General features: G+C 47.6%; 12 protein-coding genes. 3 read left to right on the top strand and 9 right to left on the bottom strand.

The features are described from left to right. Positions 1 to 27 precede the first annotated feature (27 nt). A complete protein-coding gene (bshB2, locus tag ACY8D0_RS08950) occupies positions 28 to 693 on the top strand; it encodes a bacillithiol biosynthesis deacetylase BshB2 (RefSeq protein ID WP_462411331.1) in 666 nt (221 codons plus the stop codon). A gap of 249 nt (positions 694 to 942) precedes the next feature. On the opposite strand, the gene ACY8D0_RS08945 is transcribed toward bshB2, so the two are convergent. The 3 genes from ACY8D0_RS08945 to ACY8D0_RS08935 are packed head-to-tail and all read right to left on the bottom strand — an operon-like array spanning position 943 to position 3,598. Beyond that, a complete protein-coding gene (locus ACY8D0_RS08945) occupies positions 943 to 2,016 on the bottom strand; it encodes a PQQ-dependent sugar dehydrogenase (RefSeq protein ID WP_462410168.1) in 1,074 nt (357 codons plus the stop codon). A 16-nt stretch (positions 2,017 to 2,032) separates the two neighbouring features. Then, a complete protein-coding gene (locus ACY8D0_RS08940; RefSeq protein ID WP_462410167.1) occupies positions 2,033 to 2,917 on the bottom strand; it encodes a Cof-type HAD-IIB family hydrolase in 885 nt (294 codons plus the stop codon). Positions 2,918 to 2,935: 18 nt separating this feature from the next. Then, on the bottom strand, positions 2,936 to 3,598 hold the full coding sequence (locus ACY8D0_RS08935) for a DNA alkylation repair protein (protein ID WP_462411330.1): 663 nt from the start codon (positions 3,596 to 3,598) through the stop codon (positions 2,936 to 2,938). A gap of 162 nt (positions 3,599 to 3,760) precedes the next feature. On the opposite strand from ACY8D0_RS08935, the gene ACY8D0_RS08930 reads away from it, so the two are divergent. Beyond that, a complete protein-coding gene (locus ACY8D0_RS08930; protein WP_462410166.1) occupies positions 3,761 to 3,916 on the top strand; it encodes a hypothetical protein in 156 nt (51 codons plus the stop codon). A gap of 147 nt (positions 3,917 to 4,063) precedes the next feature. Here ACY8D0_RS08930 and ACY8D0_RS08925 read toward each other — a convergent pair whose 3' ends face one another. From ACY8D0_RS08925 to ACY8D0_RS08905, 5 genes are all read right to left on the bottom strand, one after another. Further along, complete coding sequence (locus ACY8D0_RS08925) at positions 4,064 to 5,164, bottom strand: PRK06851 family protein (RefSeq protein WP_462410165.1); 1,101 nt, start codon at positions 5,162 to 5,164, stop codon at positions 4,064 to 4,066. Positions 5,165 to 5,318: 154 nt separating this feature from the next. Then, on the bottom strand, positions 5,319 to 5,795 hold the full coding sequence (gene ybaK, locus ACY8D0_RS08920) for a Cys-tRNA(Pro) deacylase (RefSeq protein WP_462410164.1): 477 nt from the start codon (positions 5,793 to 5,795) through the stop codon (positions 5,319 to 5,321). Positions 5,796 to 6,081: 286 nt separating this feature from the next. Beyond that, complete coding sequence (locus ACY8D0_RS08915) at positions 6,082 to 7,494, bottom strand: S8 family serine peptidase (RefSeq protein WP_462410163.1); 1,413 nt, start codon at positions 7,492 to 7,494, stop codon at positions 6,082 to 6,084. 203 nt (positions 7,495 to 7,697) lie between these two features. Next, positions 7,698 to 8,363 (bottom strand): response regulator, encoded by a 666-nt coding sequence (locus ACY8D0_RS08910; protein WP_462410162.1) that lies wholly within the window; start codon positions 8,361 to 8,363, stop codon positions 7,698 to 7,700. Then, positions 8,338 to 10,203: a GAF domain-containing sensor histidine kinase gene (locus tag ACY8D0_RS08905; RefSeq protein ID WP_462410161.1), complete on the bottom strand. Its 1,866-nt coding sequence runs from the start codon at positions 10,201 to 10,203 to the stop codon at positions 8,338 to 8,340. The genes ACY8D0_RS08910 and ACY8D0_RS08905 overlap by 26 nt, the downstream gene beginning before the upstream one ends. A 403-nt stretch (positions 10,204 to 10,606) precedes the next feature. Here ACY8D0_RS08905 and ACY8D0_RS08900 point away from each other — a divergent pair, with 403 nt between their 5' ends. Next, the gene (locus ACY8D0_RS08900) at positions 10,607 to 12,415 is read left to right on the top strand and encodes a TIGR04190 family B12-binding domain/radical SAM domain protein (protein WP_462410160.1); all 1,809 of its coding nucleotides are present in this window, start codon (positions 10,607 to 10,609) and stop codon (positions 12,413 to 12,415) included. A gap of 236 nt (positions 12,416 to 12,651) precedes the next feature. On the opposite strand, the gene ACY8D0_RS08895 is transcribed toward ACY8D0_RS08900, so the two are convergent. After that, a complete protein-coding gene (locus ACY8D0_RS08895; protein ID WP_462410159.1) occupies positions 12,652 to 13,359 on the bottom strand; it encodes an ABC transporter ATP-binding protein in 708 nt (235 codons plus the stop codon).

Here is a 13,359-nt window from a genome sequence, read left to right as displayed (position 1 = left end):
ATCAATCTGAAAGGAGCAGTAGGGATGATAAAGAAAGAACGGCATGTCTTGGTGGTGTTCCCACATCCGGATGATGAAGCCTTCGGAGTGTCCGGAACGATTGCCACTCATGTAAAAAATGGCACACCGGTTACGTATGCCTGCTTGACCCTTGGGGAAATGGGGCGCAACCTAGGATATCCTCCCTTCACCAATCGGGAGAACCTTCCGAAAATCAGGAGGGAAGAATTAAAAAATGCAGCCAATGCATTAGGGATCCAAGATCTTCGCATGCTCGGTTACCGCGATAAAACAGTGGAGTTTGAGGATGATGAAAAACTGGCCAACAGAATGTTAGAGATCATTGAAGAGGTGAACCCGTCACTGATTATCACTTTCTATCCAGGTTATTCGGTACATCCTGACCATGATGCCACCGGTGCGGCTGTCATCCGAGCCGTCGCGAAGCTTCCGGCCGCCGCACGGCCAACCTTACACTGTGTTGCATTCTCCAATGACTGTGTCGAGAAGCTTGGGGAAGCAGATATCATCAACGACATCAGTGCCGTGGCCAGCCAAAAGCTTGCTGCGATTAAAGCGCACCGTTCGCAGACGGAAGCGATGATGAAGGTGATGGAAGAAAACTTGAAGAACCAGGATCCGCAGGTGTTGGCGCGCGTCAACCTTGAACGGTTCTGGACATATAAATGGTAAAAGCCCTCCAACTTGGAAGGCTTTTCTTTTTTGAATCGACCAGGGTCATGGGAGAAAGTTGGCGTTACTGTCGGATAGTAACACCCAACTGTCGCATAAACTCGGCAACTGTCGGATATAAGTGTTCTACTGTCGGCATTGTTACCCACTGTCGTGCAATCCACTCCAATTATCGTTTACCAGCCGTCAACTGTCGCCTAGCTTCATCCAACTGTCGGATGGCACGGGTCTACTGTCGATGTCTCTTCACTATTTCAAGCTGCTCAACAACACCCGATACAATTTATCATCGTTAGAATCCGGCGTGCCGCGGCCATCAAGATTATTGCTGACAAAATACAAATATTCCCCGTCCACCAGCACATCGCGAATCCGGCCAAGGCCGGTAATCACCGCTTCCGTTTGCTTTTTCTCCAAATCATACCGGCGGACCGCATTTCCCCTTAACGCCGCCACATACAGCTTGCCTTCATGTACGGCCATCCCGGAAGGGGCCCACGTCTCCTCACCGGATTGAAATAACGGAGTCACCATCCCCGTTTTCTTTTCATTCCCCTGGACCACCGGCCAACCGTAATTGGCTCCCGGTTTGATTCGATTGATTTCATCATGGGCTGACTGGCCGTGCTCACTAGCATATAGCACATCCCCGACCCACGCCAGCCCCTGCGGATTGCGGTGGCCGTAGCTGTAAACATAGGAACCGGAACCCGGATTATCCTCTGGTATCGTGCCATCTAAATTCATCCTCAGGATTTTTCCGTTTAACGAGCTCAAATCTTGGGCGGTTTCCGGATTCGTTCCATCACCCGATGTGATATACAGCTTGCCGTCAGGCCCAATTTTCAAACGGCCCCCATGATGGTAGGCGGCACTTGGAATTTTATCCAGCAATACTTCATTTTCCGACCAGCCTGCACCGTTCGTATATAACGTGACGACGCGGTTATATTGACCGCCCGACTCATCGGTATACGTATAATAGGCATACGCCTTGTGGTTTTTTGAAAAATCAGGGTTCAAAATAAACCCCAACAATCCGGCTTCGGCTGCCTGCGCCAGCTTGTGTTCGAGGTATACCGGCTGGCGTTCTACAATTCCATTTTTAATCATCACAATGCTTCCTGTCCGTTCACTGATGTAAAATGTTTCATTCCACTTATTGATCGACCATGGCACAAATAAATGGTCCGCGACCACTTCGACATCAGGCTGGAGAACAAACGCTTCATCCCCCTGTTCTTCATCCTTCTTTTTTTCAAAAAAGGAACATCCAGACAAAAGCAGCATGAACATGAGTAAAATAGAACCGTACCGGTACATGAATCCCCTTCCTCTCCTATAATACTTGCAATATCGCTTTGGCCACTCCACTTTGTTCATTGGTGTCGGTCACCCGGTCGCACATCGACTTGATGGTGTCACTGGCGTTGCCCATCGCCACCGAAATACCGGCCCGCTCCAACATGGAGACATCATTGAAATTATCCCCGATCGCCATTGTTTCTGATAAAGCGATTCCTTGTGACCGGACGAATGCCTCAAGGGCAATCCCTTTTTGCGCATCCCGGGCCATGATTTCAATGTTTTCGATTCCTGATTTTGTCACGGTCAATTCCTCCATATCGGCTATCGACCGGCCTGCGGCTTCCAGTTTGTCATCTTCAAACGAGAAAGCAAGCAATTTAAGAATCCGACAGGTTTCATCCGAAAAAAGTGTCTCATAATCTTCGATAGGATGAATCAGCCCATCCCGCAGTCTTGCCCCTGCTGCGTATGTTACTTCCTCTTTGTTCACATCCGGGTTTACACTGAGGACAATGTCGACCATTACAGAAACGGCACGGTCGCTATCAACGGTATAAGCTCCATTATCGGTGTAAACCTCATAATACACATCGTTTTCCTTTAGCCGTTTTGCCGCTTCACGCGCCAGTTCCCGAGGAATCGGAAGGGCCGTAATCACTTCCCCTTGTTTAGAACGGACCTCGGCCCCATTGGCGCAAATCACCGGGCACGATAACCCCGCTTCTTCTAACACAAACATCGCCTCTTCATAGGACCGGCCGGTCGCCACCACGACCTCAATCCCTTGCGATTGCGCTTGTAAAATTGCCTGGCGGTTTTCCTCCGTGATTTCCTGCATGGTATTTAATAACGTTCCGTCCATGTCCGTTGCGATACATCTAATCATTGCTGCCACACCTTTCTGCTTTTTTGCCATTCTACCATGATTCCCCTGTTATGACTTGTCTAAGTACTTGCTGCCTTCCCGCACGCTCAGCGGAGCGAGGGCATGGGTTTCGATAAATCTCTTCACGGAAGCTGGATTTGTCTTGGAATACTCCCTTAAGGCCCAGCCGATGGCCTTCTGGATAAAAAATTCCTTTGACTCTGCGTTTTTGTCTATGTATCGGTAAAGGAGCTGTTCATTGGTCTCCTGCTTATATTTTAATTGAAAAAGAATCGCGGCGCGCCGCAGCCATAAAACCTCATCGACGACCCATTGATCAATGGTTTCCTCGATTACTTCCGGATACTTCTTAGCCATCGTTCCCACTGGCTTGGGGGCAATGGCATCTACTGTATCCCACCAGGATTTCGTGGTAATGAGTTTCTCCATAAACGGTAAATCCTGCTTTTCCAGCGAGTTCATCATTTTTTCTAAGTAGACCAAGGCTGTGTATTGGTACTCCCGTTCGGGCTTGTCCCAAAGCGCCCTAACAAACTCGGCGCTAAATGGCTGCTTGAGGATTCCCGTTTCCTGGAAAAATTGTTTTTCCAGCTGGGTTCGTATTGGTTTTTTGATCCCGAGAAACGGAAAATGGTTTTTCATGTAATTGGCCATCGGTTCCGCATTGGCTGGATTGCGGTTTTCTTCAAACAGCTTGGTCAGCAAATCCATTTTTACTGGCACATTGGCTCATCCTTTCCCCGGTAATATTCCTTCGTTTAGTTTACCATATATTTACCAATTTTTCCTTTCCACTTGCGAATAATTGCACCATGAATAAACCCCTTGCACGATGCCAAACTATCCATGTAACCGAACGAAAGGAGCATCCCAATGACAAAGAAAAACAACAAAGGCAGCCTGAACCAAAACTCACCAAAAGCCGGCCATGCCGAAGCTGAATTCGCCACCGAATTCTCCAGCGGCGACAACAGCAAAGGCAACAAACGCAACAAAAGCCAACAAAGCAAAACCAACCCACACAAATAAAAAGGGTCAGGCCCCACTTGTAGTAACGCATTAACGCGGTGGGGGTCAGGCCCCCGGCGTAGTAAAGCGTTAATGTGGCGGGGGACTGACCCCCAGTACAGTAACGTGTTAAAGCAGTGGGGTCTTGACCCCACTGCTTCTTCTTATCTATGCTTCGACGCCTGCTAGTTGGTTGATTTGTTCGGCGATTTTTTGTTGGATTTGTTCTACTTTGGTGAAGTCCATGGCGGCGACGTAGATTTCTTCGAGTTCGTCGTGGAGTTGTTTGGCACGGGCCAGGTGGCTGGTGGCTTGGTTCATTTTGTTTTTGTAGTTGGTGGAAATTTTGCTGATGACATCGGCGAATATTTCGTCGGTTCCCGGTTCAATCAGCAGTTCATACATATCGATGATTTCGTCGCCATCACGGCTCGGGAAATATTCATGGGGAGCGGTACTGTCAAAAATGGCAATCCCCAGTTCCCTGAAAATCAGCATATCAAGGCTGTGCGGGTCAAATCCGCAGTGATAGACCTCTGTGTCAATGCCTCGCTCCTCCGCTATTGCCGCCAGTTTCTTCAGCATGGTGGATTTGCCGGAGCCAGGACGCCCTTTAATAAAGTACCGTTTCTGGATGTCTTCCGTGAGATTTGGAACAAAATCGACGGCACCCTTCGGTGTCGCTGCGCCAAGGAATCGATGGCGGACATCCGCCTGTTTGTTCAACTTCATTTTTCCAAAAAACGAATCCGCCAATTTGCTGGTCAACCGGTCCGCCTTTTGAAAATTCATGCTGTTAATATAAATCTTTTCCCAATCATCATGGATGTCTAGCGCTTCCTTAAACGTGTCATACGCCTTTTGGAACGATTCGCCGATTTGCCCGGTTAGCTTTTGAATCGCTTTTTTATGGAAGCTAAGGGTTTTGGCATCCCATGCCTCACCCAAATTAATGTACTCTTCCACTGCCCCCGGTGCCTTTGGTTCAATGACATGAGGGGCGGTGCCATCGACAATGCCAACCTTCAAAGCCGGAATCAGCACTCCATCGATCGAATCGTTATCTGAAGAGCAGTGGAGGAATTCAATATTGAACCCTTTCTCGGCCCACTCGTGGCCCACTTTTTTCATTAACGATGATTTACCAGTCCCTGGCCCGCCTTTTAAAATAAACAAACGGTCTAGACCTTGGAGGTTGGAATCATAAAGATTATGGAATCCTCTGGCTGTGTTGCCGCCCGCGTAATAATTCTTAATTTTTCCTGCCATTCATCAACTCTCCCTTTTTAACGAATCAACTGCACCTGGCCCTCTTTGGCAAATTTTTATGATGGCCAGATCATGCAGGAATTGGTTTCTACCCTAACCTATGCAGGGGTAAGTTTATAGGTGAATGCCCATGGAATAATTTCTGCCAACCGAATTACTTGATGATGTCAGATATGTCGGCGCCCGTTACTTGCTGGAGTTCATCGGGTGTCAGTACCATTTGCATGCCAATTTTGCCGGCGCTGACGATGATGGAATTGATCCCGTGACAAGTTTCGTCGATGAAGGTTTTGTATTGTTTTTTCATGCCGACGGGAGAGCAGCCGCCGCGGATATAGCCCGTAAATTTTTGAATGTCTTTTACATGAATCATTTCAATGTTTTTCTCGCCTGCCGCTTTGGCAGCTTTTTTCAAATCCAGTTCGGCCTCAACCGGTATGACAAACACATATAAGTTCTTGCTGGCCCCTTGAGTGACAAGTGTTTTATAGACTTCCTTCAGGTCGCGGCCGATTTTTTCAGCCACCGACACGCCGTCGATTTTGCCGTCTTTGTTATCATATGTCAGCATTTCGTAGTCAATTTTATGCGAATCAAGAATCCGCATCGCATTTGTTTTGGATTGCGCCATATTGATCATCCCTTTTTATAAGCTATCGTTATTATAGCAATAGCTTTGGCCCCTATTCTAGTGTGTGTGGGTTACTGTTTATCAACGTTTTTCTATCCTTTATCGTTTCGGTAATTTGTTTATCAACCAAACTTAACCTCCTATCAACCTAATTTGGTCTTTTATCAACCTAGATTAGACTCTTATCACCACATTTCCCCCCTTTATCAACCGTTTCTGACACTTTACCGGCGTTTCAGCCAATAATAAAAGGAGAGCCTTTTTAAAAAGAACTCTCCTCCAACAGTTAATGTACGCCGGCCCCAGACAGGACTGCACTCACCGCATGATAGGCGTTGACATACCCCGCACCGGCCTCCCACGACTCATAACCCGGCATCGGGTCGGCCGTCGAAGACAGGACTTGCTTGATTCCATCCGGCGACAAATCCGGGTCCGCCTCGAGCATCAGGGCAGCGATGCCGGCCACATGCGGTGTGGCCATCGAGGTGCCGCTCATCGTCGTGTAAAACGGCAGATTTGTCGGCTCTATGGTCTGCAAATCCGTCGAAATCCCCAAGAGCGGAACCGGTGATAACGTACGGGTCGAAATAATGTCCACTCCAGGCGCCGTCAATGTCGGCTCATCTTTCCAAGTCCACGTCCGTCCATCGAGCTCAAATGTGCCACCACCGTCTTTTGTCCCCCGAGACGAGAAATCCGCAAGCGTATGGTCCTTTGCCCCGGCTGCCACCGAAATCACCCAAGGGGCTTTCGCATAAGGATTGTGGGTATTTTCCGCCGGCCCATCATTCCCGGCCGCAAACAAGACCGTAATCCCTTGATCATATGCTGCCTTACTTGCGATGTTAATCGGATCATACGGGTCAAAGTCGCCGGAAGAGCCCCAAGAATTCGTAATGACCCGAATATGGTATCTTGCCTGGTTCTTCATCGCATAATCGAACCCGCCAATCCCGTCTAGGACAAATAACGCCGCACCGGATCCATACCCGATTAAATCCGCCCCTGGCGCTACCCCTTCATACTTCCCGCCGGACATCGCACCCGTGCCGCCAACAATCCCCGCCACATGGGTGCCATGACCCGAGCTGGTATCCGTATTCGGAACGTTTTCAATATAGCTGATCGGCACCAGCCCCGAAGTCAATGAATTCAAATTGAGATTGGCCATAACATTTTGGACGAGATGCGATCCGTACTGCAAATCACCGTGCGTTCCATCCACTCCGCTGTCGTTAATGACCACCCCGACCCCTTTACCGGTCAGAGGAATTCCGCCATTGGCCTGGGTCATCGCCGCATCGGCCCTGACCTTGTCCACTCCAGTCAGCTCGGTCGCATCTGCATTATAGTAAGTCAATTTGCGGTTCAAATATATCGACTTGACCCCAGGCTTGCTGGCTAATTTTTCAATCTGGTCCTTCGTTGCCAAAGTACCCACCATCGGCAGGGCAGTTAATACCTTTCCTTTGCCAATCCCCAAACTCTCCAATAAGTTCAGGTTTTCCCTGGTCGGGGCACCGTCGCCATCAAAAGTGACAATCACTTGTACAGGCGACGTTGCGGTTTTAAGCACCTGAAGCAAATTCAAATCTACCATCGCCGGATTAATTTCTGCCTCCGCTTTTGATAGATTCGGCATAATAAGCGAAACGAGTAATCCCAATATGAGTATCCCTGTCAACCACTTTTTCACAGTCCATTCCCCATTTCCGATTTAGTAGATTCATTGTCTAAAAAATCACTTGAAAATACTATTCGGCAAAGGTTGTATAACTGGTACTATTTTCCATTCTACTAAAGTTATATCCTTCCACTAGTCTAAAATGACAGAGCACCAGCACAAAAGAAACAGGCACCAAATCCTTATTAGGAAATGGTGCCTGTTACCCCAAATGCTTATGTCAAAGGCACAAGCTGATGCTGCACAGCATAAATCACGACCTGAGACCGGCTCTTGACGCCGAGCTTTTTAAAAATATTGCTGACATGGATTTTCACGGTTTTATCGCTGATATAAAGCGCTTGGGCGATATCCTTGTTATTCATCCCTTTCACCAGGCATAACAGGACTTCCTTCTCGCGGTCCGTCAGCGGCAAATCCAGCCTCTCTTCGGCCAGTACTGGTTCCTGCTCCAATATGGGCTTGGGCTGATAAAAGCCTAAAAACTTTTTCGTCATCGCCGAGTGAATCACCGACTGCCCATTGGCCACCCCGCGAATCGCATCGATGACATGCTGTGAAGGGGCATCCTTCAGCAAATAACCGTCTGCCCCTTCGCGGATGGCGGACATAAAGTATTCGTCATGGTCAAACATCGTTAGAATGATAATCTTAATTTCCGGGTTAAGCTGTTTAATGGCACCCGTTGCCTCAATCCCGTTTTTTTCCGGAATATTGATATCCATCAAAATCACATCCGGCTGTGACTCTTTTACTTTGGCAATCGCGTCGTTCCCATTGACCGCTTCCGCCACCACCTGGATATCCGATTCCATTTCGATAATATTTTTCAGCCCATCCCGAAGGACAGCGTGGTCATCGACTAACATAAGATTGATCAAGCCAATCCCTCCCTTCAATCCCCATTCTTGGCACCGTTAACGTAATTTCCGTCCCCGCCCCCGGTTTGCTGTCGATTTGCAGCGATGCGTGGATTTTTTCCGCCGCTTCATTCATGTGCAAAATCCCGAAATGTGGGTCTGTCCGTGCCTTTATCATCGCTTGGAACAGCGAAAAGCCTTTGCCGTTATCCTTGACCTTTAACAAGACATTTTCTTTCTGGTAGCTTAACAGAATGTCTATTTGGGAAGCCTGCGCATGTTTAACCGCATTATGGACACTTTCCTGGCAGATGTCGAATAATATTTTTTCTACCATCGAGCTTAAATGAAACTCAGGCCCCCGTGTCTCCAGACAGACTTGCAAGCCGGTTTCCTTCATGACGTTTGTGATTTTGGAGGAAATCGCCGATTTAAGGCCCACCCGTTCTGTCGGATAGGGACGGAGGGCATAGATGGATTGCCTGACCTCCTTCAGGCTGCCGCGCAATTTTTCTGTACTTTCTTGGACCAGCCGGAATGCATCATCCGGCTGTTTCAGAAATCTCCGCTGAGCGGTCTCCAAGTTCATAACCGCACCGGCAAGCGATTGGGCGATCCCGTCATGGATATCGCGGGCAAGTCGGTTTCTTTCTTCCAAAATCAAACGTTTCTCCTGCTCAGCGAACAGCCGCTTGGTTTTCATCAACACAGCCAGTTGATTAGCCAGTGTGGCCGCACCCTGCATGTCTTCCTCTCTAAAGCTTTTAGTCCTGCTGCGGCCAAACACAAACATTCCCATCAATTCATCTTCTAAAATTAACGGAGCGTACATCAGCGAGCGGATTTCCTTTGCAAAAAATTCCCCTGCGGGACCAGCGGACATCGCCGTGTCGGGATACACCGTCAAATTTTTTACCCTATCCAAATTCTCCGGGGGCCTGTCCATCAATTCTCCACCCCCCTTGTCCAGTCCCGAGGCGAAGCACAAACTCCAGCCGTCCTTCTGCCGTTTCCATAAAATCCATGCTTCTACATCAATAAATTCCTGAAGATTTTCTGTTAAAAATGTCAGCCAATCCGGAGAGGCAATTTTTTTATTCAACTCGGACGAAATACTGAAAAGCGCTTTTAGCTTTGCCTTTTCTTTTTTCAGATTGGCAATAATCGAACTGAGCAGAGCAAAACAAACGAGGGGGGAGAAAAAGAAAAAGTAGGAAAAAGCATCGATAATTCCACGATTCTGGCTTCCCACGACCACAAACAAGGCCAAGTAACCAAAAGAAACAAGAAAACTATTGATTTCCTGAATCAGCTTACGCTTCCAAGCTTGAATACTGTAATGTTGCGGCCTGGTCACTAGCACAAGGTCAACGAGCAAGTTATTGATTAAATAAAACGGAACCATAATCAGGCTGACATGCGCAATCCCGTTTACGACTCCCGATCCCCCATCGAAAGGCAGCAAAGGAAACAGCCACTCGGTCAGCCAGTAGGCACAAAGGAAACTGATGATTAACAAGGCCGGGTTAAACAGCACAATCCGGAGCGGACGCCTTTGCAGGAAATTCACCGCTGTAGCAACCGTCCCTAAGGCCACAAGCGTAAATGCGAGTCCGCTGATGATATAAATGACATAAACCAGCGGAAATGAAATGGTTACTGTTCCCTTCCAAATCGGCAAGGGAAACAACTCGACCACCATCAAAAAAAACACCAAAAGGGTCAATATCATCGGATGGCTGGGATTGGTTATTCGAAACAAACCAAATTCAAGAAAACACCCAGCACCGATGATGGTTGTCACCAGCAGGATGGCCCGCGATAGCTGTTCTCTTTTTTGCCAAACACCTGGATTTTCCATTCCCAACCTCTCCATAAAAATGTAAAATCATCAAATATTCTGTTAATTAAAGTGTACTTTATTCAACTGCCGAAAACAATATGAGTGTATGGGAGGGCTTTGGTTATGATCAAAAACTTTCCCAATAAAATGCAGGGGCTTTCCAAAACACAAATAAACACCTGGGTAATCCATCTATTTCCACAGAATTTCCACAAAATTAACGAAAATTCGTCAATGTTACGCCAATATAGCAAACTTTCATTATAGTAAACTAGAATCAACAAGGATAATCGATTGTAATTAGCAACATACCGAATTTGGTAATGTCATTTAACCCAGCATGTGAATTGTTTCACAAAATATGTCATTCAATGATTATATAAATGATTGTCTTAGTAAATAAGATTTGGAGTGAGAAGCCATGAGATATGATTTAGTATTGCTGCATGCGCCGAGTGTTTACGATTTCCGGAAAAATTCTCTCCTAGCCGGACCCATCAGTGATGTCGTGCCATCATCGCCCGTATTTGAAATGTACCCGATCGGCCTGACCTCTATCGCTGATTACCTGGAACGGTACGGGCTGCGGGTGAAAATCATCAATATCGCCAACCGGATGTTAATGAGCGACAACTTTGATGTGGAGAAAAAACTGAAAAACATTAAAACACGTGCGTTCGGAATTGACCTGCACTGGCTGCCCCATGCCCACGGGAGCATTGAACTCGCCAAACTGGTGAAGGAACTGCACCCGACAACGCCTGTCATCTTTGGCGGATTGTCGTCCACCTACTACCATAAAGAATTAATCGACTACCCGTTTATCGATTTTGTCATGCGCGGCGATTCCACGGAAAAGCTGATGCTGCTGCTCATGAACAAAATTGAGACAGGAAACACCCATTATGCGGACATTCCGAACCTGACCTGGAAAAAAGGCAGTGAAATCGGTTATAACCCGATTACCTACGTGCCATCCGATTTGGACGATGTCGACGTTCCCGGATACCGTTACACCGTACGGTCGGTGTTTAAGTACCGTAACTTCTTGGACCCGCTGCCATACAACGGCTGGCTGCAATACCCGAACACCGCCCTGTTGACGGCTCGCGGCTGCACGCAAAACTGTCTCATTTGCGGCGGTTCCCGTGACGCCTACGACCAGAACTGCAACCGCAGCCGACTGGCGTTGCGGTCACCGAAAAAGCTAGTCGAGGATATTCAATTCATTTCCCGGTTCAGCCGCGCGCCCATCTTTATCCTGCATGACCTGCGGCAGGGCGGCCGCGAGTATGTCAGCGAATTTTTCAGCCGGCTAAAAGAACTCCAGTTGAAAAATGAAATCGTTTTTGAACTGTTTCAATATGCCGATGAAGAGTTCTTTAAAATGATGGAGGACAGCTGCCCGAAATACAGCATTGAAATCACCCTGGAAACGTACGAGGAAAAACTTCGCCGGTTTAACGGGAAATTCAATTGCACCAACCAAAAGGTCATCGAAACCTTAAATTTTGCGTTAAAGCACAGCTGTAAAAAAATTGACCTGTTCTTCATGGTCGGAGTGCCGGGACAGACTTTCCAAAGCGCCGTGGACAACATTGATTTCTGTGAGCAAATTCATTTGGCCTGTAACAAGGACACAAGAATATTCTACTTTGTCGCGCCGCTTGCGCCGTTCCTTGACCCAGCCAGCCCGGCATTTGAGCATCCGGAAGTTTATGGCTACAAAAAGTTCTGCCACACGCTTGAAGACCACCGCAAGGCGATCTGCCAGCCATCGTGGAAGCATATGTTAAGCTTCGAGACAAAAGAAATGACCAGGGACGACATCGTCAATTCCACTTATGAAGCGGCCCAGAAGCTGAATGATTTTAAGCTGCACTATAACTTGATTGATAAAGCAGGGTACCTTGAGATCAAGGACAAGATTGAAAAATCGCAGGCGTATATCGAGAAAATTGATACTATCCTAGCCCTGCCTGAAGAGCAGCAAAAGCCGGAACTCGACCTGCTCCAAGAGGAAATTGAGCAGCTTAATAAATACAGCATTTGCGGCAAGAACGAATTGAAGTGGGAAGTGCAAAAGAATTACGCTAACTTCTTCTCCCTCTCATTGGTTGGATTGGAACAATTGTATGAGGAATATAAGATTAAATTCAAGCACCTGTTCCAGCCGCAGCACCGCTACCAATTTAAGCTTGACCCTGAACAAAGGAAAGCCAATATATAAAAGAAAAGGGAATTGGCCAAAGCCAATCCCTTTTTTAGAAGAAACCATGTATAATAAAAATCTTGATTTCGAGAATTGTCTGACTCCACAAGGAAGGCTTCGACAGCATCGACATCGTACGAAGGAAAACGTTAGAGGAGGCCATACGGCGCTGACCAATAAGGAAGGCTTCCTAGAATAGACTTCGCAGGAACAAGCGTTTTGTGCTTGTTCCGAGGGCGCTTCTGCTTTTCTAATTAATGCCCTCCCAGATAAGCTTTCCTGATTTGGTCACTTTCGCCCAGTTCCGCCGCCGTACCAGAGGCAACAATTTTACCTGTTTCAATAACGTAAGCGCGGTTGGCAATCGATAAGGCCATATTGGCATTCTGTTCTACTAATAGAATCGTAGTCCCCGTTTGATTGATTTCCTCGATAATCCGAAAAATGGTTTTCACCAGCAAAGGGGCAAGGCCCATGGAAGGTTCGTCCAGCAAAAGCAGCCGCGGCCTCGCCATCAACGCACGGCCCATGGCCAGCATCTGCTGCTCGCCGCCTGACAACGTGCCGGACTGCTGCTTGCGGCGTTCGAGGAGGCGGGGAAAGAGTTGGTAGACTTTTTCGAAATCCTCCTGAATGCCTTTTTTATCCTTGCGCAAGAACGCGCCCAATTCCAAATTCTCTTCCACCGACATGTTCGCAAACACGCGGCGCCCTTCCGGAACCTGCGAGATTCCCCGTTTCACAATCAACTGCGGCACTTTGCCGGCCACATGCTCATTTTCAAACAGGATCTCGCCCTTTTTTGGTTTTAATAAACCGGAAATGGTTTTTAACAGAGTGCTTTTTCCAGCACCGTTGGCCCCAATCAGTGTGACAATCTCACCGGCATTAATGTCCAGCGACACACCCTTTAAGGCATGGATATTGCCATAATAGACATTGATATCGTTCACTTTCAGCAT

This window comes from Neobacillus camarae (assembly GCF_054950115.1).
This window is presented reverse-complemented; position numbering and strand designations above follow the sequence as displayed.